At 70.1% G+C, this 21944-nt stretch carries 15 protein-coding genes and 1 tRNA gene; 2 read left to right on the top strand and 14 right to left on the bottom strand.

The window, feature by feature from the left end; all coding sequences use genetic code 11:
- From GUY61_RS14985 to GUY61_RS14965, 5 genes are all read right to left on the bottom strand, one after another.
- Positions 1 to 831 (bottom strand): relaxase/mobilization nuclease domain-containing protein (locus GUY61_RS14985; protein ID WP_166630650.1); only part of this gene is annotated, 831 nt, incomplete at its 3' end.
- On the bottom strand, positions 828 to 1388 hold the full coding sequence (locus GUY61_RS41535) for a plasmid mobilization relaxosome protein MobC (RefSeq protein ID WP_166630649.1): 561 nt from the start codon (positions 1386 to 1388) through the stop codon (positions 828 to 830). The genes GUY61_RS41535 and GUY61_RS14985, both read right to left, overlap by 4 nt.
- 356 nt (positions 1389 to 1744) lie before the next feature.
- Entirely contained in the window at positions 1745 to 2539 is a 795-nt protein-coding gene (locus tag GUY61_RS14975; RefSeq protein ID WP_243766470.1) for a DUF2637 domain-containing protein, read from the bottom strand.
- A 449-nt stretch (positions 2540 to 2988) separates the two neighbouring features.
- Complete coding sequence (locus GUY61_RS14970) at positions 2989 to 4275, bottom strand: DUF3631 domain-containing protein (RefSeq protein WP_166630647.1); 1287 nt, start codon at positions 4273 to 4275, stop codon at positions 2989 to 2991.
- Positions 4276 to 4502: 227 nt separating this feature from the next.
- Positions 4503 to 4733 (bottom strand): hypothetical protein, encoded by a 231-nt coding sequence (locus GUY61_RS14965; protein WP_166630646.1) that lies wholly within the window; start codon positions 4731 to 4733, stop codon positions 4503 to 4505.
- Positions 4734 to 4828: 95 nt separating this feature from the next.
- Between GUY61_RS14965 and GUY61_RS14960 the strand changes: the two genes are divergently transcribed.
- Positions 4829 to 5509, top strand: coding sequence for a helix-turn-helix domain-containing protein (locus tag GUY61_RS14960; protein ID WP_166630645.1), 681 nt, complete (start codon positions 4829 to 4831; stop codon positions 5507 to 5509).
- Positions 5506 to 7107 carry a site-specific integrase gene (locus GUY61_RS14955; RefSeq protein WP_166630644.1) on the top strand — a complete coding sequence of 534 codons (1602 nt, stop codon included), beginning with the start codon at positions 5506 to 5508 and terminating at the stop codon, positions 7105 to 7107. The genes GUY61_RS14960 and GUY61_RS14955 overlap by 4 nt, the downstream gene beginning before the upstream one ends.
- Before the next feature lie 152 nt (positions 7108 to 7259).
- Here the strand turns inward: GUY61_RS14955 and GUY61_RS14950 are convergent, their stop codons facing one another.
- The 9 genes from GUY61_RS14950 to GUY61_RS14910 all read right to left on the bottom strand — a co-directional run bounded on the left by GUY61_RS14950 (position 7260) and on the right by GUY61_RS14910 (position 21603).
- Positions 7260 to 7547, bottom strand: coding sequence for a hypothetical protein (locus GUY61_RS14950; RefSeq protein ID WP_166630643.1), 288 nt, complete (start codon positions 7545 to 7547; stop codon positions 7260 to 7262).
- Between the two features lie 427 nt (positions 7548 to 7974).
- Positions 7975 to 9306 carry a hypothetical protein gene (locus GUY61_RS14945; protein WP_166630642.1) on the bottom strand — a complete coding sequence of 444 codons (1332 nt, stop codon included), beginning with the start codon at positions 9304 to 9306 and terminating at the stop codon, positions 7975 to 7977.
- A 4-nt stretch (positions 9307 to 9310) separates the two neighbouring features.
- The gene (locus GUY61_RS14940; protein ID WP_166630641.1) at positions 9311 to 10567 is read right to left on the bottom strand and encodes a hypothetical protein; all 1257 of its coding nucleotides are present in this window, start codon (positions 10565 to 10567) and stop codon (positions 9311 to 9313) included.
- 721 nt (positions 10568 to 11288) lie between these two features.
- A tRNA-Thr gene (locus GUY61_RS14935) sits at positions 11289 to 11362 on the bottom strand.
- Positions 11363 to 11494: 132 nt separating this feature from the next.
- Positions 11495 to 13051 (bottom strand): alpha/beta hydrolase, encoded by a 1557-nt coding sequence (locus GUY61_RS14930; protein WP_166630640.1) that lies wholly within the window; start codon positions 13049 to 13051, stop codon positions 11495 to 11497.
- 187 nt (positions 13052 to 13238) lie between these two features.
- Positions 13239 to 14450, bottom strand: a complete 1212-nt coding sequence (locus tag GUY61_RS14925; protein WP_166630639.1) for a DNA polymerase III subunit delta' — start codon at positions 14448 to 14450, stop codon at positions 13239 to 13241.
- Positions 14451 to 14651: 201 nt separating this feature from the next.
- Positions 14652 to 17909 (bottom strand): dTMP kinase, encoded by a 3258-nt coding sequence (gene tmk, locus GUY61_RS14920; RefSeq protein ID WP_166630638.1) that lies wholly within the window; start codon positions 17907 to 17909, stop codon positions 14652 to 14654.
- A gap of 398 nt (positions 17910 to 18307) precedes the next feature.
- Entirely contained in the window at positions 18308 to 21139 is a 2832-nt protein-coding gene (gene topA, locus GUY61_RS14915) for a type I DNA topoisomerase (protein WP_166630637.1), read from the bottom strand.
- A gap of 263 nt (positions 21140 to 21402) precedes the next feature.
- Positions 21403 to 21603 carry a hypothetical protein gene (locus GUY61_RS14910; protein ID WP_166630636.1) on the bottom strand — a complete coding sequence of 67 codons (201 nt, stop codon included), beginning with the start codon at positions 21601 to 21603 and terminating at the stop codon, positions 21403 to 21405.
- Between the last annotated feature and the right edge of the window lie 341 nt (positions 21604 to 21944).

The following is a 21944-nucleotide window of genomic DNA, read 5'->3' as shown; positions in this document are numbered from 1 at the left end:
GGCCTTGAGCTTGGGGAGGGTGAGGTCGGGGGCGATCTTCCCGCCTGGGTGGAAGATCTGCTCGCCGTCCTTGTTGAGGTCGCCGGGGCGGCCGACGGCGTAGCCGAGGAGGTCTCCGGACGGTCCGCGGCGGGGTTTGACCGCGATGCCGTCGGCCTGGAGGTAGGCGAGGAGTTCCTCGGCGCTGCCGGCGTGGGGGATGGCGGCGCGGATGCGGTCCTGGAGCCAGTCGCGGCTGGTCTGCTCCCAGCCGAGGCGCTGGGATTTGTGCATCTCGGTCTGGGTCGGCTGGCGTCCGGCTGTGCGGTCGCCCTTCTTGAGCTGGCGCAGGCCGTGGTCCTTCTCGATCTGGCGGCAGGCGTCGCCGACGCGGATGCCGCTGTCGTGGAGCTTGGGTCGGCGGCCGTCTTCGCGGACGGTGGTGGCGAGGATGTGGATGTGGTCGTCGGCGTGGCGTACGGCGATCCACCGGCAGCCGAGGTCGTCTCCGGCGGGGGCGATGCCGGCGGCTTCGACGATGCGCTGGGCGATGTCGGCCCATTCGGCGTCGGAGAGGTGCCGGTCCTCGGGCGCTGTGCGGACGGGGCAGTGCCAGACGTGGTCGGTGACCTTCTTGCCGAACTCGCTGTTGCGAAGGTGAACGGGCTCGTCGAGGTGGCGGGCGAGCTGGGTGAGGGTGGCGTGTTCGTCGCGGCCGGGGTCGGGCATGCCGAGCATGGCGAAGCCGGCGACGATGTGGGGGTCGGTGTGTTCGTCGTGCCGGCCGGGGCCGTAGAGGTAGGCGAGCAGGCCGCGGGTGTTGGACCCGGCCGGTTTGATGGCGGCGATCATGCGGCCTGGTCCTTCCTGGGGCCTGCCGGTTCGCGCAGGGCCTCGGCGATCAGTTCCAGCAGGCCGTGCAGCTCTTCGAGGCGCTGGCGTTGGTCGGGCGGGGTGAGGTCGCTGTTCAGCGCGCGGGCGATCTGGTTGACGTTGACGCCGATGCGGTTGAGCTCGCGCAGCACCTGGGCGCGGAACATGTGGGTACGGCGCCGGTCCTCGGACAGCGGCAGGTTCGCGGTGAACCGACCGGAAAGGAAAGCGAGGACGATGTCGGCGGCGAAGCCGGATTCGCCTTTGTAGCCGTGCCCTGCGGCAGTCTGCTGGAGTTGGGTGTGCTCGTCGCCGGTGAACCGCAGCGGGCCGACGCGGACGGTGCGCTTGGTACCGGTGAAGCGGCGGATCGTCAGCTGGACGCTTTGCACGGCTCGCTCGTCGGCAGGCAACTCGGCGGCGGGTGCGCAGTGGAGGATCTGCTGCTGGACGGCGTGGAGCTCGTCCAGGTCGGGGACGCCCTCGGCCCCGACTTCCTGGTCCGGCGCCCCCTGGCGCTGGGCCGTCTCCGCCACCCCTGGGGCGGAGATCCCCGAAGGCCGGCCCTGAGTCGGACTCGGGGTACTACTGGCTCCGCCAGGGGCACCCCGTCCCAACGCCTGCCGCAAACGCCCCAGCAGCGTAGGGGACTTCGTCAGCGGCAGCGGCTCGTCGGAAGTGTGGTCGGAGCGGTGCGGGTCGTGCGTCACGGGCGGTTTCTCCGGAAAGGGCGGGGGCAGGCGGGTCGGAGGGAAGGACTGGGGGAAGGACTGGCGAAGTGCTGGTTGCCAGCACGCCATCCACAGGTACGGATAAGCGGGCGGCGAGCGGTGCGGTGGTCGGCTGGCCGGGGTGACCGGAAGGGGTTCCGGTCACCCCGCTGGGTTTCCGGTCAGCCGCTGCTCGGACCGGTCTCGGCTGCGGCCTCAATTTCGGGCCGGAGCATCTCCATCACCTCGGTCTGCCGCTGACTGCCGATCGTCAAGTGCCTGTCCTTGACTGCCTTTCGGAGAAGGGAGCGGCTGAGTGTGCCGTGCTCAGCGAGGGAGATCCGGCCGATCTCCACGAGCTCCGCAAGCGTGGCCTTGGGCGGACGACCACCGCGCGGCTTGCTCTCCGAAACCTCGGGCGGTGGTTCCGTCGGCTGGACGGAACCGGCGGCCGGAGGCGCAGCGGGCCGGACCGGCTCGGCCGGTGGCTCGGCGGGCTCGGTGACCGTTGGTTCCGGCGACTGGAAGGGCGCGGCGTCCAAGTGGTTGGCAGGTTGGTCGACCAGTTGATGAATCTGCCGCATCAGGACACCGAAGGCCAGCAGCGCGGCGGTCGGCGGAACCGCGGCGACCACGTAGTCGAGGAGGGGCACGGTGGCTGCGTTGCCTGTGCCGCTGACCCCGGCCACGTTGAGTGCGATGGAGCCGACCGATCCGGTCGCGGTGAGGGCGATGGCCCAGCCGTCCGTCACCCGGCGCAGGCCCGCGCGGAGCATGAGCAGTTCGCCCGCGACGATGAACGCGTCCAGGGTTGCCGGCCAGGCCCACTGGCGGACCGGGGAGCTCTTGAGACCGTGCTGTCCGGCGACCTCCGCGAGATGCGCGTACGACAGCCAGAACCCGCCAGCGGTGAGCGCCACGATGACTACTCCTGCTGCGATGAGCGCGTACCGCTCGGCCGCCTGCTTGGTCGTCATCGGCCGCCCTTCGCCAGGGCGATGGTCCCGGAGGGTGGGTGTGGAGAGGGTGGTCAAGCGGGGTTCTCCTGCGATGGTGGCGTGGTCCGTCTTTGCCGTCTTGGCCGTTGCAAGCGCAGGTCAGGGCCGGTACGGCAGAGGGGTCGGTGTTCCGTCCCGGCGGCGCCGGCGCGTCTTGGGGCACGCACAGGCGGCGGGGGCTGCGGTTCGGTGGCCGTGGACGGATCGGATCCGTCTTGCCGTCCCGGTCGCATGCACTGTGACCTGCGGCGATACGGCGAGGACGCCCGGGACGGCACAAGACGGATCAGGGCAGCGTCCTCGCGGAGCAACACGGTCGTCATGATCGCGTTGCCGTCTTGCCCCCGGTTCCCGTCCCGGCCGCATGCCGTGTGACCTGCGAGATCACGGCAGGGACGGCAGGGACGGTCACCGGGGGAGGCAGGGGCTCAGCCCGAAGCTGGGGCGGCGGACTCGGCGTTCACTGAGTGAACGGTGGGGCAGTAGCGCCGCCAGGCGTCAAGGAACTTGTTGCGCATGTAGCCCTTGCGCTGGGTTCCGTCGGCGAGGCGGACGTTGCCGGGCTTGATGTCGAACCGGCGCAGCATCGCCGCCAGTTCCCGGGCGCTCAGCCCGTTGCGCCCCCATTCCGCCCACGGGCCCTCGGCGTTCTGCCGCAGGTGGTGCAGCAACTCGTCCGTGGAGAGGCTGTCGACCTCGCGCTGGGCGACGAAGACCCTGCGGATGTCGGCCAGGATCCGGGCCTCGCCGGGCTGGTCCTCCTCCGCCTCGACCTCCGCAGCCACCATCCCCGCACACGCCTCGCGGGCACGGCGGGGCCAGGGCCCGGCGGCCAGGTCGGCGATGATGATCAAGGGCTCCCAGGTGTCGGCGGCCCGGTCCTCCACCGGCATGTCCGGCTCCAGATCCGCTGCCTCGTCCAGCAGCGGCCGGGCCCAGGCGGCGATACGGTCCCGCAGATCATGGAGTCCTGGGATGTCGCGTCGGGAGCGGAAGGGCTTGACGTGCTCCCCCTCCGCGCGACGGCGCATCCGGACCACCACGGACCGGTCCATGATCGTGTCAGGCAGGTCACCGATCCCGGCCAGGGCAGCCATGGCGAAGGTGGCGAACCGGTGCGGGGTGTGGTCGTTGCCGACGACCCGGGTGACGTAGCGGTTGCGCTGGTGGCCGGCGTTGAGCAGGCCGCGCATCTCCTCGTTCTTCTCCGCCTGCTTCGGGGTGCCGAAGATGGTGTCTGCCTCGTCCACCAGCAGGGTGGGCGGTTCGTCGGTGATGGAGCGGAAGACCGCCGCCGGGGTGGTGTTGATGGTGAGCATCGGCTCGTGGACCGTCTCGGTCAGCACGTCCAGCAGCCGTGACTTGCCGCACCGCTTCGCCGGCCCGACCACCGCCAGGCGCGGAGCATGCTGCCACGCGGGCTGCAGGTGCGTCGCCGCCACCCACAACGTGACCGCGTCCAGCGCCTGCTGGGAGGGCAGGATCACGAACTGGGCTACCTGGGCCCGCAGTTCGTTCAGCAGCTCGGAGCCGTACGTCGGCTCTCGGTCCGGCACCGCTGCCTCGGCAGGCTGATCCGCCGGAACCGTATCCGTCTCCCGCTCATCGGCCGCCGGGGTGGCTTCGGGCGCGGGGTCGGGTCGGCCGGGTACGGCGACCGTCGGCCATACCGCCCTGCCGGGTGCAGAATGCGGCTCGGGTGTCGTAGGTTGCACAGGGCAGCTCCTTATCCGGTGACGTCGGGCATGCAGGCCCGACTCACGCAGGTCGTTCGTTGGAATGCGGGCAGTGGAGTGTGCTGAGCCTCCGGCGTTGGCCCGCCGGGGGCTTTCTCGCTTCCTTGGCCGGGGCGAGGGAACACGGACAGTACGTCCACGTCCGGCCACAGTCCAGCGTTTCTGTGTCAGCTCAGCGCAGAAGCACCTGCTATGGGCACGGCTGGTCATGCGGCCAGGCCGAGCAGGTTCAACAGGTCGGCGGTCACGACGCGGTACGCCTTGCCCAGGCGCAGGACCTTGCAGGGGTACTGGCCGCGCTTGGCCAGCTCGTAGCCCTTACTCCGCCCCAGCCCCAGCGCACGGTTACCAGTGTCCAGGTCAACGGCGACGGGCAGGGCCAGCAGCTCTTCTCGCGTCATGCCCTTGGACTGCTCGGCGGTCTCGTTGTTGCGCATCCAGTGCTCCGTTCATGAGTGAGCCCTCGGCGAACGCGGCATCACGTCCGGCTCCAGGCGATCACCAACCATCATCGGGAAGCTAATGTGTCTCCATGACACAACACCGTTTTGATCCTGGAGATGACGAGGACAACGTCCCGGAGTGGGTGGATCAGGTGATGGCCACGGTGGCCGCCGAGGTCCGCAGACGAAGGAAGGAGCTGCGCATGAGCGCCCAGGATTTGGCCGACCGCTGCGAGGAGATCGGCCATCCGATCCCGCGCAACGTGATCGCCAACATGGAGTCCGGCCGCCGCGCCAACCTGCCCCTGGTCGACGTCCTCGTCCTCGCCGAAGCCCTGCACACCTACCCGATCTGCCTGCTCTACCCCGTCGGCTACGCCGACCGAGTCCAGCGCCTTCCCCTGCAGGACTCCGAACCGACCTGGGACGCCATGCGCTGGTTCACCGGCGACAGCGAGGACTTCGGCATGGAAGACGACATGCTCCGCAACTTCCGGGCCCACGTCCGCCACCAGCGCGCCGCCCTGGCCGCCCTGAAGGGCGAGAAGCACGAGCGCTGGAAGGCCGAGACGGCACCCAACCAGGCCGAACGCGAGGAAGCCGTACTCGCCCAAGCCGACTACGTCGAAAGGGTGTTGGAAGCCAAGTACCGGCTCCGCAGCGCCCGCGCCTTCATCCGCGAAGACGGCGGCACACCACCAGCCCTGCCACCAGAACTCGCCGACGTCGACCCGCACGTCGGCAGCACCGATGAGGAGAACGATCTTTGAAGGGTTCCACCCACCGCCGCTGCTACTGCCGCGACCCCCACACGGGCAAACCGCTCGGCAAGAAGTGCCCCAAGCTCTCCAACCGCAAGCACGGCTCGTACTCCATACGCCAGGAACTCCCGCCCCGCGAAGACGGCACCCGCCGCTCCTTCAGCCGCGCCGGCTACGACTCCCTCAAGGCGGCCCAGGCCGACCTCGACCACATACGCGCGCTGCTCGGCCTTGCCGACACCGACGACCCCGAAGGCATGGCACTGATCGCCGCCATGCTGGAGGAGGTCGGCGGCGAGAAGTCGCCGCTGCCCGATGTCGAGGAGACCCGGCGGCGCCTGAAGTCCGGTCAGGACCTGATCGGCCGCCTGACCGTCAGCGAGTGGCTCGATCGATGGCTCGACGGCAAGCGCATCCGCAAGTCGGGACTCAGCCGCTACGAGACCGATATCCGGTTCCACTTGAAGCCTCGGATCGGCCACCATCGTCTCGACCGCCTACGCGTGAGCCATCTCAGCGGCATGTTCACGGCCATCGCCGACGCCAATGCCGAGATCCTGGAGCAGAACGCCCAGCGCCGGGCCGCGGTCAAGGAGTTGGCCACCGTGCCGTGGAAGGGCACGGACAACCGTGCTCGCCGCAAGGTGATGAAGACGGCGATCGATGCCATGCCCCCGTTCCGGCGTGTCACCGGTCCGGCCACCCGGCTACGTATCAAGGCCACGCTGCGGTCTGCGCTGAACGACGCGATCGGCCAGCAGATCCTCACCTTCAACCCGGCGGCGCACGTCGAGCTCGGTCCCGTGCGCAAGCCGAAGGCCCTGGTGTGGACCGACGCACGGGTCGCCAAGTGGGAGCAGACCGGCGAGAAACCCTCGCCCGTGATGGTCTGGACGCCCGAACAGACCGGCGCGTTCCTCGACTTCGTCGCGGCGGACAGGCTGTACGCGATGTGGCACCTGATCGCCTTCCGCGGCCTGCGACGGGGCGAGGCATGCGCGCAGCCATGGTCGGAGACCAACCTCGATGACCACTCCCTGACCGTCTCCGCCCAGCTCGTCCAGGACGGATGGGAGGTCGAGACCTCCGAGCCCAAGACGGACAGCGGCTTCCGCGTGGTCGCGCTCGACGACGACACCGTCACCGTCCTGAAGCGGCACCGCGAACAGCAGGACGCGGACCGCGAGGAGTGGGGATCAGCCTGGGCCGAGACCGGCATGGTCTTCACCCAGGAAGACGGCTCCTGGCTCCATCCCGGCAAGGTGACCGACCTCTTCGAGCGCCTCGTCGCCGCCTCCGGGCTCCCGCCGATCCGGCTGCACGACCTCCGGCATGGGGCGGCCACGCTCATGCTCGCCGCCGACATCGACGTGAAGATCGTGTCGGACACCCTCGGGCACAGCGACACCCGCATCACGAGGGACATTTACCAGAGCGTCCTGCCGCAGGTCGGCAAGAACGCGGCCGAGGCCACCGCCAAGCTGGTTCCGCTTCAGCGGAAGGCCGAGGCGGAGGAGGCCCGCAAGGCCGCCAAGAAGGCCAAGGACAAGGCGAAAGCCGAGGCCAGGGCCAAGAGGAAGGGCAAGCGGAAGAAGCCCAAGAAGTAGGGCACCGGACCACTCCGCTCACGCAAGCCATCTCGCGGCACCACGACCGCGTGACGCGCCATGCCTCGAGCAACACAAAAGGCCAGGTCACGGGCTATGTGACCTGGCCTCTTCCGGAGCCGCCTTCGGGATTAGAGCCCGAGACCTCGGCATCACATCGGCAGCATCATCGCTCCTGGTTCCTCGTCCCAATTGAGACCAAATCGGTGAGGACTGCCGAGGTTGCGAAGCCGCTCCGCTCGCTGGGCTATGAATCCTCGCACATCCCTGGTCAGCACATCTCGCATGGCTGCCCACGCGGCGTGACGGCTATCTGGAACAACGGGAACCTCACGTCGCAGCACGGCCTCGGCGGCTTCTCCCAGCGAATGCGCCCACCGGCCATCCTGCTGCCACGTGATCCACTTGGAGTTTCTGATCGCGTTCTTCAGAGAAGCCACGTTGTACCGATATCCGAGTTGCTTCAGGCAGTAGTCCAGTGCGTCTACTGTCAAGGGCTCGTGGGCCGCAAGCAGAACCAGCCGACTCGCCGCTTCCAGATTCCGAGGGCCGGGCAAGGGGCCGTGGCGGTACAAGGAGTATGTCCCTTGCCCGGCCCAACAGAAACGCCGGTCAGGCGAAAGCACCGCATTGGCACTGGGGCCACCGATTTTGTGTCCGTAATCGCGGTGGGCCAGGCGAACGAAGTCACGTACATGCAGGGGTGATCGGACCGAACAAGCAATCGCGTACATGACCTCCGCATGGCTCACCCAGCGTGGCCCCCCACAGCCGCAACGCCTATATTCCCACGGCGACAGGGGAGCGCCGCAAAGACGGCAGGCATCGGCCGTCATTTCGACGCTCCGGCATACGAAGCTAAGGAAATCACCCTGCGCTCCAGTCCAGGGACGTGGTCACCGGACTCGCCACGACGGGGCCGATGTCCTCTTCCGTGTCGGGCCCGACCGCGTCCAGGTAACGCGCGACAGCCTGCTCGTCGATGGTCACCAGGTTGTCACCCGACGCGGCCTCAATCAGGCCGTGCGCCTTGCGTAGTACATCGCGCGGCTTGCGATTCGATCGCTTGAACAACGCCTCTACCGCCCCCGGCGTGAACGGGTACATGTCCCCACTCGGCCGATCGTCTTTCTTGCGAGCAGCAGCGAGATACTTGGACAGGAGCTTGACGGCTGAGTCCAGGTCGCGAAGAGCCGGCAGCACCACAATCCGGTGCTTGTTGGCCTCCGAGATCTCGAACGTCGGCAGGTCCGCGAGTTCCCAGGCCGTGCCGATGGTTAGCGCTGCTCGGGGATGCATGGTCACGACGACGCCGAGCATGTCGGCCATGGGCAGCGTTTCGAGGATGATGTCGCGGAACCGTTCGGTTTCGAGATCACGTTTGGCCTTCGCCGTAGTGGTGCTCGCAAGGTCCTCCAGCTGGTCGCAACAGAGCAGGACGTGCTTCATCCCTGCTGCTGCCGCGAAGAGAAGGAATGTCGCGAGGTACACAGCGCCGTTCCGGGTCCGGGAAGCAGGCTTGACCTTGTCCAGGTAGTCCTGGGCAACGGTCGGGTCCGCGTCGCACAGAGCCAGGATGAGCTTGTCGTCGGGAGGCCCCAATGTGCGGCCTCGCAGATCCCGGTGCTGCTCGACCACGATCTTGGCCAGGCTTTGCGGATCATCAGTCGCGGTCCGTGCGACAAGTGCCTCGCGCAGGCGCTGAACAAGGGTGAGGCTCGTGTCAGCGGCACGAAAGTCCGTCGCGTACTCAACGGCGGTGAACAGGGCGGCACTCAAGGACCGGATCTGGGCGGTGTCGAAACTCGTCAGCAGCCCGCAGATCGGCTCCTCGGAGGCATCGTCCTCATCAAGGCCGCAGCTCAGATATGCGGCACGGCCGAAGTCCTCGTTGAGACTCCCTGTGAGGTGCTGCATGAGCACGGACTTGCCGAACCCGCGGGCGTCGGAGTCCCCTGGGCCAGTGCCCGTCGACCACAGGTAGCCGAACCGCAGACCGGAGAAGGCTGCCCCGAGCACAAACTTCTCCACTGCCTCTTCGAATTTGTCCGCGTTGACATCCGGCTCGTAGAGGAGTCCGTTCTCGCGCACGTCGGCACCGCCCAACCGGGCAATGCCCGTGGTCGGAAAGGGGTTGTTACGCAGTCCCCATTGCCTTTTCAGCCAGACGGGGCCCGCGCTACGGGTTGAAGCGGTCATCGTGTCAGGTCTCCTCGGTGGTTGGGGTGGTGTGAACAGTGGGTTCCAGTGCAACGCTGATCACGTTGAACACACGTCGGAGCCCACTCGCGGTAGGAATGATCAAGGGCTTGGTCGAGGCAGGCGCAGCCCTCAGCGACGCCTGATCGAGGTGAATACTCAAACCAAGGCCGGGGTGCTCGCCTGCCAGGGCCTCCCGCAGGGCCAGATCGAACTCGTCATCACTGATCCGCTGCTTCCAACAGACAGCGGCACGCAGCTGCCAGACAGGCAGATACATGCCGCCGGCCGCGTCGGCCCGTTGCTCACGCCAGACCGCCCAGACTGCGTCAAGGGCGGCCCGACGTACCTCCTTGCCGACTCGTCGGCTGATCGCGACGGCATCGCCGCTACCCGTCACCACGGCGGTGGACCAGAGCCTCATCGCTGAAGGACCCGGTGCGTAGTAGCTGAAGTTGGCCAACCCCAGAAACCGCGTCCACCTGCGTAGCAGTTCGAGGCTGATGTAATCCAAAGGGCAACCAGCCGCGCTGAACACGAACCGTGCCATGGCTTCCTCGCACGTGGTGGCGAACTGCTTCCGGCTGATCTCCTTCTGCCGGGCGTGGGCCCGCTCCTCGAAGCGGCGAACGTAGCCGCGGACGCTCTCGCTGATGGCCTCGGGCTCCGCGGTCCAGCCGAGTGTGCCGTGAGCCGCCGCCTCGGTAGCGAACGCAACAAACTCGTCGAGGTACGTCGCGTTGGTCCGGTACTCCGACGCGCTGAACCTCAAGAGGGGGATGGTCAAGTGAGTGGCGTTGCCGCCGGGTCGGGCGCCCAGGAGACGCAGAAAGCCCTCGAACTGCGGATGCGTGGAGAGAAGTACGCCAGTGAGCGCGTTGTACGCGGCGCGACGATCGGTGGCGACAAGCGCCGCCCATCTCTCCCCCGCTGGGGTGAGAGTGAACACTGAATCGGCGTGCACATATGCGGAGTTGGGACCGGAAGGGAGGATGTGTTTCTCGACCCATCCGAGGCGCATGAGCTCCTTGAGGACGTCGACGGTGTTGTGGACGTGCTTCCTCGTGTCCGACCGCGCCAGCTCCCACTTGCGGGCTGAATACGAGCCGTCGGTGTCCCCCTCACGTGCCACCGCAGCAGATCGGTCGACGAGGGCACGACGCACCTGCTCGAAGGTCGCTTTCCGCGCGACGTTTCCGATAGCCACCTCGATGTACGCGAGGTCCTGCAGCCGTGGGATACCCACACCCCCGACGCTCACCCTCGCCCTCCGTGGAACACGGCTGCCCGGAGCCACCGGGCCGACCTGGGCGAGTTACAACACGAACGCCCCCTGAGGGACAGGCAGTGAATGAGGCGCATCAATGCTCCGATGGAAGAGAGGCGTGGCGGATGACAACCACTGTCACCACAACCAACCCACGCCACAAGGGAGTTATTAATGTAGGCGTCCTCATGGGGCATGAGAGCCGGAACATATATATAAGAGGCCGAGACCCCGCCGGTACGGGACAACCTGTCGAGCACCGCTACGGGCCGGCGAAGGGCGCCACGGGAGATCACGACCATGAGCAGCGGGTGAGGCAAGATGGCCACCGTTGCAGGTGCCGGTACACCAGGCTCGCTCGGGCAGCGCCCGTGCGTAGATGCCTGAGCTCGGAGCGAACGGGCCGACGCAAAGAGAAAATAAAAAGTCCAGGTAAGACCAGGTCTGACCTGGGCCTCGTCCGAGCGGCCTTCGGGATTCGAATCCTAGAAACGAGCGCCGCCAAGCCAGCCCCTCCAGCGCAAGACCAAGGCGGAGGAGGCCCACAAGGCCGCCAAGAGGGCCAAGCGGAAAAGCCCAAGAAGTAGGGCAGCGGCCCGCTCCGCTCACGCATCGCTCACGCAAGCTATCTCACGGGACCCCGGCCGTGGCACGCGTCATGCCCGGAGCAACACAAAAGGCCAGGTCACGGGCTATGTGACCTGGCCTTTGCCGGAGCCGCCTTCGGGATTCGAACCCGAGACCTACGCATTACGAGTGCGTTGCTCTGGCCAACTGAGCTAAGGCGGCAAGCTGCCCGTCACATGGTGGCTGAGCAGCGGACCCAAGTCTACACAGTTATGAGGGGTGCCCCGAACCACCGTCCGAGGGGCCCCGGCAGAGCGTCGGGCGGCCGCCGGGGCGTTACGGAACGTGTGCGGGTCAGCACTTCTTTCCGTCGGCCGGGGGTGTGCCCTCGATGAGGTAGGTGTTGATCGCGGTGTCGACGCAGTCGCTGCCGCGGCCGTAGGCCGTGTGGCCGTCGCCGTCGTAGGTCAGCAGCGTGCCGGAGTCGAGCTGGGCGGCGAGGTCCTCGGCCCACTTGTAGGGCGTCGCGGGGTCACGGGTGGTGCCGACGACGACGATGGGGGCGGCCCCCTCGGCGGTGATGCGGTGTGCGGTGCCCGTCGCCTCGACCGGCCAGTACGTGCAGTTGAGGGAGGCCCAGGCCAGGCTCTCGCCGAAGACCGGGGAGGCCTTGCCGAACGACGGCAGCGCCTTGTCCACGTCGGCGGGGCCGCGCGGATACGACGGTGGGAGGTCGAGGCAGTTCACGGCGGCGTTGGCGTACATCAGGTTGGAGTAGGAGCCGTCGGGATCGCGCTCGTAGTAGGTGTCCGCGAGGGAGAGCAGCCCCGCACCGTCACCCTTCGTCGCGCTCGCGATGGCCTCGCGCAGCTGCGGCCAGGCCGACTCGTCGTACATGGCGGCGATGACCCCGGTCGTGGCCAGGGACTCGCCGAGTTCTCGGCTTTCGCCGGTGGGGATGGGGTCGGCGTCGAGGTCGTCGAAGAGCGCGTTGAGGCGTTCGCCCGCTTCTGCGGGGCTCCCCGTGCCGAGCGGGCAGTCGCTCCGTTCGACGCAGTCCTCGGCGAAGGAGCGGAAGGCGGTCTCGAAGCCCGCGGTCTGGTCGCGGTTCAGCTCGACGGCGGGGAGGGAGGGGTCCATCGCCCCGTCGAGGACGAGCCGGCCGACCCGGTCGGGGAACAGCTCGGCGTACGTCGCGCCGAGGAAGGTGCCGTACGAGGCCCCGACGTAGTTCAGCTTCTCGTCGCCGAGCACCGCGCGCACGATGTCCATGTCCCGGGCCGACTCGGCCGTGGAGACATGGGGCAGGATCTCCCGCGAGCGGGCCGAGCAGCCCTTCGCGAAGTCCTTCATCGCCTTGGCGAGCTCGGTCTTCTCCCGCTGGTCGTCGGGCGTCTGGTCGGTCTGCGTGTACGCGTCCATCTCCTTGCCCGTCAGACACTTCACGGGCTCGCTGCGGGCCACGCCTCGCGGGTCCACTCCCACCATGTCGTAACGGGAGCGGACGGGTGCCGGGTAGCCGACACCGGCGTACGCCTGGAGGTACTGGACGGCCGAGCCGCCCGGCCCGCCCGGGTTGATCAGCAGCGATCCGAGACGCTTGCCCGGGCCGGTGGCCTTCACCCGGGAGACGGCCAGCTTGACGTCCTTCGCCGGTTCGGGGTCGTCGTAGTCCAGCGGGACTTTCAGCGTCGCGCACTGGAAGCCGGACACGCCGCACTCGCGCCAGCTCGGCTTCTGCTCGTAGTACCGGTCCAGCGAGGCGGCGCCGGCGGGCGCGGGACCGTCACCGCCGGGTGTCCTGGACGTGTCCGGGGACGAGGAACTCCCGCTTGTACAGCCGGAGATCAGGAGTGCCGAGGCGAGCGCGGCGACGACGGTGCGGGTCAGGGGAAGGCGCCTGAGGTCCATTCCGGGAGCCTAACCACGACTTGGGCCGATATGCACCGCTCGCGGCATTCTCATACGGGTGAGAGCGCCGTGCCCCGCTTCCGGCCCCCGGTTCCGGCCCCGTGCCGGACCTGTGGTGAGCCTGTCGTGGGCCCGCACTGGGACCTTTCCGAGCCCGTCCCGGGCGGGGCTCCCGCCCTCCGGGGGCTCAGCCTGCGCGGAGCGCGACCGCCATCGCCTCGACCGCGAGCAGCGGGGCCACATTGCGGTCCAGTGCCTCCCTGCAGGCGATGACCGCCTCGATGCGGCGCAGGGTGCGCTCCGGCGTGGAGCTCCGGGCCACCCGCTCCAGGGCGTCCCTCACGTCGACATTCGCCAGCGCGGTGCCGGTGCCGAACTGCAGCGCGAGCACATCGCGGTAGAAGCCGGTGAGGTCGACGAGGGCCAGATCGAGGCTGTCGCGCTGGGTGCGGGTCTTGCGGCGCTTCTGCCGGTCCTCCAGCTCCTTCATGACCCCGGCCGTGCCGCGCGGCATCCGCCCGTTGGCGGAGGCGCCGAGCGCGGCCTTGAGCTCGTCGGTCTCCTTGCCGTCGACCTCGTCCGCGACCTGCTTGGCGTCCTCCGCGGAGGCGTCGATCAGCTCCTGGGCCGCCTTGAGGCATCCGCCGATGTCGTCGACGCGCAGCGGCATCCTCAGGACGGCGGCGCGGCGGGCGCGGGCCCGCTCGTCGGTCGCCAGCCGGCGGGCCCGGTCTATGTGGCCCTGCGTGGCCCTGGCCACCGACGCCGCCAGCTCGGGCTCGATGCCGTCGCGCCGCGCCAGCAGGTCGGCGACGGCATCGACGGGCGGCGTGCGCAGGGAGAGGTGGCGGCAACGCGAGCGGATCGTCGGCAGCACGTCCTCCACGGAGGGTGCGCACAGCAGCCACACGGTGCGGGGCGCGGGCTCCTCCACGGCCTTGAGCAGCACATTGCCCGCGCCCTCGGTGAGCCGGTCGGCGTCCTCCAGGACGATCACCTGCCAGCGGCGGGTCGCCGGGGACAGCTGGGCGCGTCTGACGAGGTCGCGGGTCTCCTTGACGCCGATGGACAGCAGGTCCGTACGAATCACCTGGACATCGGCGTGCGTCCCGATCAGCGCTGTGTGGCAGCCCTCGCAGAACCCGCAGCCCGGGGCGCCGCCCAGGGCACGGTCCGGACTCACGCACTGCAGGGCGGCCGCGAAGGCGCGGGCCGCCGTGTCACGTCCGGCCCCGGGCGGGCCCGTGAACAGCCAGGCGTGGGTCATGCCCGACGCCGACCCGCCCGCGGGAGGGGCACCGGAAGCGTCACCGGTCACCAGCGCGTCGGCGTCCCGGGCAGCTGCCCGAAGCTGCTCGGTCACCCGGTCCTGCCCGACCAGGTCGTCCCACACGCTCATGCCCGCACCCGCCTTTCCTCACCGGTCTCCATTGTGGTGCACGGCACCGACAGCGCGGTCCGGCTGCCGGCGCGGGTCGGCCGTCAGCGGTCGGCCGTCAATTCGGGCCGGGGCAGACTGCCGGGCCGGCCGCGGACCGGCCGGACCACCCGGACCACCCGGCCCGCACGGGTCCGCACGGGCCCGCGCGGGTCCGGGTCCTCAGCGGCGGCGCCCGCCGCGTCCCCGGTCGTCCTCGTCGTACGGGCCGAGCAGTTCGTCGGCCAGCGTCGGCAGGTCGTCCAGCGGTGTCTCCTCGGCCCAGTCGGGGCGTGGCCGCCTGCCGCGCCCCGGCTCACGGGGATCGTCGGGAGCGGCGGAAGCACCGGGTGCGCCAGGGGTTCCGGGGTCGACCTGCGGGAGTTCGCGTGTCCGTTCGGTCTCCTCTCGGAAGAAGCCGCGCGGAACCCGGCCGGACGGGTCGTCCGGGGACGCGTTCCGCGGCTCGTCCCGCGCGGGCCGGACGGGCGGCAGGACCGCCGTCTCGTCCGCGGGGCCCACCGCCTCCGGCCCCGTCGCCTTCGGCAGTACGGCGGTCTCGTCCGCGGCACCCGGGCGCACCGGCGGCAGGACCGCCGTCTCGTCGGCGGCGCCGACGGGCCCGGATGCGCCGGGCCCGGTCCGTACCGGCGGCAACACGGCGGTCTCGTCCACCGCGCCGGCGGGCTCGTCCCGCACGGGCCGCAGCACCGTCGTCTCCTCCGCCGCGCCCGCACCGGCATCCGCCCCGGCACCCGCAGCGGGCTTCTCCGACGGGTCGACGACCGGCGTCGGCACGGTCTCCGCCACGGCGGAGGCCGCCTGGCCGGCGGACGCCACGGAAGCGGCGGCCGACGCCGCGGCCTCCGCGCGCTTACGGGCCTCCTCCGCCTTCCGCAGGGCCTCTTCCGCCTTGCGCTGCTTCTCCCGGCGGCGCTCCTCGGCCTCGGCGCGCAGCCGGGCCTCCTCCTCGGCCTGCCTGCGCCCCCGCTCCCGCTCCTCCGCGAGCGCCCTCTCCTCGGCCTCCCGGCGCAGGCGCTCCTCCTCCGCGAGCCGCCTGGCCTCCTCGGCGCGCCGGCGTGCCTCCTCCGCCTGGCGTTCGGCCTCGCGGCGCTGCGCCTCCTCGATCTCGCGCTGCTTGCGCGCCTCTTCCTCGGCGCGGAGCCGGGCGAGCTGTTCCTCGCGCTCCCGCTCCAGGCGCTCTTCCTCGGCCTTCCTGCGCGCCTCTTCCTCGGCCTTGCGCCGGGCCTCCTCCTCGGCCTTCCTGCGCGCCTCCTCCTGCGCGCGCACCTCCGCCTCGGACAGCGGCAGCATCTGGTCCAGCCGGTGGCGTACGACGGTGGTCACGGCCTCGGGCTCCTGCCCGGCGTCCACCACCAGGTAGCGCCCGGGGTCGGCGGCCGCCAGGGTCAGGAACCCGGCGCGGACCCGGGCGTGGAACTCGGGCGGCTCGGACTCGAGCCGGTCGGGGGCCTCCGTGAATCGTTCCCTCGCGGTTTCCGGCGAGACGTCCAGGAGCACGGTCAGATGCGGGACGAGTCCGTCCGTGGCCCAGCGCGAGATGCGGGCGATCTCCGTCGGGGCGAGGTCGCGCCCGGCGCCCTGGTAGGCGACCGACGAGTCGATGTAGCGGTCGGAGATGACGACGGCGCCGCGCTCCAGCGCGGGCCGCACCACCGTGTCGACGTGCTCGGCCCGGTCGGCGGCGTACAGCAGGGCCTCGGCGCGGTGGGAGAGCCCGGCGCTCGACACGTCCAGCAGGATCGATCGGAGCCGCTTGCCGACCGGGGTCGCTCCCGGCTCCCGGGTGACGACGACCTCGTGGCCCTTGGCGCGGATCCACTCGGCGAGCGCCTCGACCTGGGTCGACTTGCCGGCGCCGTCGCCGCCCTCCAGGGCGATGAAGAAGCCGGGGCCGAGCAGCCGCTGCTCGGGGTCGCCGCCGCGCAGCGCCTCCCGGAGGTCCCGGCGGAGCGGAACGCCGGAGCGGTCGTCGGTCCTGGCGAGCAGCAGCGCGGCCACGGGCAGCAGCAGCGCGCCGACCAGCATCAGGGTGAAGGCGGCGCCGCCGTGCGCGAAGACGAAGTCGCCGCCGGCGAGCCGGTGCCGGCCGATCGCGGCCGCCACGACCGGGGCGAGGACCGCGGCCAGGGCGAGCGAGAGCCGCACCACGGCCTGAAGGTGCTCCGTCATACGCGCCCTGCGGAACTCCTCGACCTCCTGGTCGAGGAGGACGTGGCCGGTGTTGGCGGCGACTCCCGCCGCGTACCCGGCGAACAGGGCGACGAACAGCACAGTCGCCGTGTCGGGCACGAGGCCCATGGCGAGCAGCGCGAGCCCGGTCAGCGCGACGGCCATGGCGAGCAGCCGGCGCCGGGACAGCTGGGGCAGCACCCCTGGGGCGGTCCTGATGCCCAGCACGACTCCGCCGAGCAGCGCCAGCACGAGCAGGCCGAAGGTGACCGGTCCGCCGTCGAGGTCGGCGGCGTGCAGCACGGAGACGGCGACCGCGGAGGCGACGGCGCCCGCGACGGCGGCGCAGGCGGTGACGAGCAGCCCCACCGCGCCCGTGCGTCCCTTGTCCGCGCCGGTGCCGGTCCTGGGGCGGCGCAGTCCCTCGAGCGGGGAGCGGGCCCTGGGGGTCTGGGCGTCGGGCAGTTCCAGGAACCACAGCACGGAGACGGACGCGGAGAACAGCCCGGCGGCGACGTAGGAGGCCGGCGCTGCCTGGTGCAGGTGGAACCACTCGACGACGGTGCCGAGCAGGTTGCCGGCCAGGCTGACGACGACCAGGACCGCGGCGGCAAGGGGAAGCGTGACGAATCCGGTCCGCAGGGACAGACGGCGCAGTGCGTCGAGGTGGTCCGGGAGCGGGCGGACCGCGGCTCCCTCGGGCGGCGGTCCCGGCAGCAGCGCGGGTGCCGCGCCCTCCCGGCAGACGGTCCAGAACCGCTCGGCTGCGGCGGTCACGAAGACGGTGCCGAGCAGGAAGGCCGGGGCCTTGTCCGGGGTCCAGTCGATCCAGAGCGGCGCGACGATCAGCAGCACGAGCCGCAGGCCGTCCGCTCCGATCATCGTCCAGCGGCGATCGAGGGGACCTCCGGCCGCGGTGAGCGAGGTCAGCGGTCCCAGCAGCACCGCCCCGAAGAGGACGGTGGCCAGAATGCGTGCCCCGAACACGGTGGCGACGGCGAAGGCCGCCCCTCGGTAACCACCCCCGAACGAGTCCTGGGCCACGGCGGCCTGCAACGTCAGCAGGACCAGCACCAGCAGGGCGAGGGCGTCGGCGACGCCCCCGACCAGTTGGGCACTCCACAGGCGCCGCAGGGAGGGCACGCGCAGCAGGGCGCGCACGGCTCGCTCACGGGACTCGGTGGCTAGGGGCTCGGACACGGGGTTCGGCACGGGGTTCACGTCCGTCGGCTGCTCGGATCGCGTCATCCGCCCAGCCTATCCGGAGGCGTCGAAGCACCGTCGACTCCCTGTGGACAACTCCGGACGAACGAACGGATGAACGGATGATCTAGTGACGATCTACTGGTCTGGTCCGGTCGGCCGCACACCGGCGGACCGGCCGACTGCCGGCTCCTGACTGGTGGCTGCCGCCGACCGCCGGCTGTTCGCTGGTGATTGGTGGCCAGCGGCTGGTGGCTGGTGGCTGGTACACGACAACGCATTCCCAGCCCCGCCGAAAACGAACGGCCGGCCCCACACTCTCGCGGAGACGGCCGTCCTGTCGTCGGTTCAGCGGGTCGTCGGTTCAGCGGACCGCGCGAGCGCGGTCCGAGCGCGGCCGTTCTTGTCGCACCGGGACCCGGCCGCGCCGCCGCACGCGGCACTCAGTCCTCGGCGGTCGCCGCCGACTTCTTCGCCACCGTCTTCTTGGCCGCCGAGGCGGTCTTCTTCGCCGTCGTCGTCTTCTTCGCCACGGTCTTCTTCGCCGCCGTCTTCTTGGCCGGGGCCTTCTTCGCCGCGGTCGTCTTCTTCGCGGCGGCCTTCTTGGCCGTCTTCTTGGCAGGCCCCTTCGCCCGCTTCTCCGCGAGCAGCTCGTAGCCCCGCTCCGGCGTGATCTCCTCGACGCTGTCACCGGTCCGCAGCGTCGCGTTCGTCTCGCCGTCCGTGACGTACGGGCCGAAGCGGCCGTCCTTGACGACCACGGGCCGCTGGCTGACCGGGTCCGTGCCGAGCTCCTTCAGCGGAGGCTTGGCGGCTGCACGACCCCTCGCCTTGGGCTGGGCGTAGACCGCGAGGGCCTCGTCCAGCGTGATGGTGAACAGCTGCTCCTCGGACTCCAGGGAGCGCGAGTCCGTGCCCTTCTTGAGGTACGGGCCGTAGCGGCCGTTCTGCGCGGTGATCTCGACGCCCTCGGGGTCCTTGCCGACGACCCTGGGCAGGGACATCAGCTTCAGGGCGTCCTCGAGGGTCACCGTGTCCAGCGACATCGACTTGAACAGCGACGCGGTGCGCGGCTTGACCGCGTTCTTGCCGGTCTTCGGCGTGCCCTCGGGGAGGATCTCCGTGACATAGGGACCGTAGCGGCCGTCCTTGGCGACGATCTGGTGTCCGGTCGCCGGGTCCGTGCCGAGCTCGTAGTCCCCGCTGGGCTTGGCCAGCAGCTCCTCCGCGTGCTCGACCGACAGCTCGTCCGGCGCGAGGTCCTCGGGCACGTCGGCGCGCTGGTGGCCCTCGGAGTCCTTCTCGCCGCGCTCGATGTACGGCCCGAAGCGGCCGACGCGCAGCACGATCCCGTTGCCGACCGGGAAGGATGAGATCTCCCTGGCGTCGATCGCGCCGAGGTCGGTGACCAGTTCCTTCAGACCGCCGAGGTGGTCGCCGTCGCCGTTGCCGGCCTCGGAGGCCGCGCCCGAGGCGTCCCCCTCGCCGAAGTAGAACCGCTTCAGCCACGGCACGGCGCGGGCCTCACCGCGGGCGATGCGGTCGAGGTCGTCCTCCATCCGCGCGGTGAAGTCGTAGTCGACGAGCCGGCCGAAGTGCTTCTCCAGCAGGTTGACCACGGCGAAGCTCAGGAAGGACGGCACCAGCGCGGTGCCCTTCTTGAAGACGTACCCGCGGTCGAGGATCGTGCCGATGATCGACGCGTACGTCGACGGGCGGCCGATCTCGCGCTCCTCCAGCTCCTTGACCAGCGATGCCTCGGTGTAGCGGGCCGGAGGCTTGGTGGCGTGGCCGTCGACGGTGATCTCGTCGGCGGTCAGCGGGTCGCCCTCGGAGACCTGCGGCAGCCGGCGCTCGCGGTCGTCGAGCTCGGCGTTCGGGTCGTCCGCGCCCTCGACGTAGGCCTTCATGAAGCCGTGGAAGGTGATCGTCTTGCCCGAGGCGCTGAACTCGGCGTCACGCCCGTCCGAGGCCCGGCCGCCGATCTTCACGGTGACGGAGTTGCCGACCGCGTCCTTCATCTGAGAGGCGACGGTCCGCTTCCAGATCAGCTCGTACAGCCTGAACTGGTCGCCGGTCAGTCCGGTCTCCGCGGGGGTGCGGAAGCGGTCGCCCGACGGACGGATCGCCTCGTGCGCCTCCTGGGCGTTCTTCACCTTCCCGGCGTACGTGCGCGGCTTGTCCGGCAGGTAGTCGGCGCCGTACAGCTGCGTCACCTGCCGGCGGGCCGCGCTGATCGCGGTGTCCGAGAGCGTGGTGGAGTCCGTACGCATATAGGTGATGAAGCCGTTCTCGTACAGCTTCTGCGCGATCTGCATCGTCGCCTTGGCGCCGAAGCCCAGCTTCCGGCTCGCCTCCTGCTGGAGGGTCGTCGTACGGAAAGGCGCGTAGGGCGAGCGGCGGTACGGCTTGGACTCGACGGAGCGCACCGAGAAGGAGGCACCGGCGAGCGCCGCTGCCAGGGCGCGGGCGGCCACCTCGTCGAGGTGCAGGACGCTCGGGCTCTTGAGCTGCCCGACCGAGTCGAAGTCACGGCCCTGCGCGACACGCCGCCCGTCGACCGTGGTCAGGCGCGCCACCAGCGACGACGGGTCGCCGGCGTCACCGGCGCGACCGGTGCCGAAGGTGCCGGTCAGGTCCCAGTACTCGGCGGAGCGGAAGGCGATGCGCTCGCGTTCCCGCTCCACGACGAGCCGGGTGGCCACGGACTGCACACGGCCGGCGGACAGCCGCGGCATGACCTTCTTCCACAGCACCGGGGACACCTCGTAGCCGTAGAGGCGGTCGAGGATGCGGCGGGTCTCCTGGGCGTCGACGAGCTTCTGGTTGAGCTCGCGCGGATTGCTCACGGCCTCGCGGATCGCGTCCTTGGTGATCTCGTGGAAGACCATCCGGTGGACGGGGATCTTGGGCTTGAGGACCTCCTGGAGGTGCCAGGCGATGGCCTCTCCCTCCCGGTCCTCATCGGTGGCGAGGAAGAGTTCGTCGGACTCCGCCAGCAGCTCCTTGAGCTTCCTGACCTGCGCCCTCTTGTCGGCGTTGACGACATAGATGGGCTGGAAGTCGTGCTCGACGTCCACGCCGAGGCGGCGGACCTCACCGGTGTACTTCTCGGGGACCTCCGCGGCGCCGTTGGGAAGGTCACGGATGTGCCCGACGCTGGCCTCGACCGTGTAGCCGGGGCCGAGGTAGCCCTTGATCGTCTTCGCCTTGGCAGGCGACTCGACGATGACGAGTCGGCGACCGCCCTGCGCGGTCTCGCTGGTCGGGGACAACTTGGCTCTTCTCTCCGGATCGGCGCTCGGGGAGCGCGGCGAGCGTTCGCGGGCTCGTCGTGCTCGCTCGGCTTGCACTGATGTCACTGGTCGTACGGGCGGCACTGCTGACGGTGCGGAGTGTGACGGTACATCCCGCCCCCGTGTCAAACGGTAAAAGTCCGCAACGCCACTCGAACGGTAACCCGACAAGCATCAGTCTTGCCGCCCGGCACCAGAAGAGCACACCGGTCGGTCCGTTTCCGGCAGGAAGCCGGCCCCGATCAGATCCGGCCGAGGCACCAGATCCCGAGGAACAGTGACAGGGCCCCGAGAGCCGTCGCGAGCGCGGCGGAGACGGCGGGGCGGCGGACGCCGACGGCCACCGGTTCCCCCTGCCGGAGCCGCACCCCGGTCCACAGCAGCAGTCCGGCGCCGAACAGCGCGAACGCCGTCCCGGCGAAGATCGCGGGTCCGCTCTCCATGCCCGTGCCCTCCCAGCCGTTCCTGCGGGGTTCCCCAGGAGGGCGAGGCTGGCACCCCGGGGCGTCGGCCACGCGAATGGAAAGTGAACGCCAGGCCGCCACGGGGAGTCGGTGGCCGGTTTTGTTCCTCTCCGCGAAAGAGAGGTCCGTCACGCCGCGCCTCGCGGGCGTCGGTCGCGGGCCGCCCGGACCGAGGACTCCGGCCCGCTCCACGGCCCCGGGCTCCCGCCCGGCGTCCCCGGCGCCCCCGGTGTCCTCCGGAGCGCTCGGCGCCCCGGAGGCGAGGTCCCTCACCCACCGGATGCGAGCACGGTCACACCGGGCGCGGCGCCGACCCGGAG

Source organism: Streptomyces sp. GC420, assembly GCF_009916105.1.
Classification (GTDB): Bacteria; Actinomycetota; Actinomycetes; order Streptomycetales; family Streptomycetaceae; genus Streptomyces.
Note: the sequence above shows the minus strand (reverse complement) of the source record. Positions and strands in the feature narration are given on the sequence as shown.

What these genes read in the sequence shown, in the direction of transcription:
- GUY61_RS14975 (WP_243766470.1), bottom strand. Translation starts at nt 2,539, where the DNA reads ATGACGACCAAGCAGGCGGCCGAGCGGTACGCGCTCATCGCAGCAGGA.
- GUY61_RS14965 (WP_166630646.1), bottom strand. Translation starts at nt 4,733, where the DNA reads ATGCGCAACAACGAGACCGCCGAGCAGTCCAAGGGCATGACGCGAGAA.
- GUY61_RS14960 (WP_166630645.1), top strand. Translation starts at nt 4,829, where the DNA reads ATGACACAACACCGTTTTGATCCTGGAGATGACGAGGACAACGTCCCG.
- GUY61_RS14945 (WP_166630642.1), bottom strand. Translation starts at nt 9,306, where the DNA reads ATGACCGCTTCAACCCGTAGCGCGGGCCCCGTCTGGCTGAAAAGGCAA.
- GUY61_RS14930 (WP_166630640.1), bottom strand. Translation starts at nt 13,051, where the DNA reads ATGGACCTCAGGCGCCTTCCCCTGACCCGCACCGTCGTCGCCGCGCTC.
- GUY61_RS14925 (WP_166630639.1), bottom strand. Translation starts at nt 14,450, where the DNA reads ATGAGCGTGTGGGACGACCTGGTCGGGCAGGACCGGGTGACCGAGCAG.
- tmk (WP_166630638.1), bottom strand. Translation starts at nt 17,909, where the DNA reads ATGACGCGATCCGAGCAGCCGACGGACGTGAACCCCGTGCCGAACCCC.
- GUY61_RS14910 (WP_166630636.1), bottom strand. Translation starts at nt 21,603, where the DNA reads ATGGAGAGCGGACCCGCGATCTTCGCCGGGACGGCGTTCGCGCTGTTC.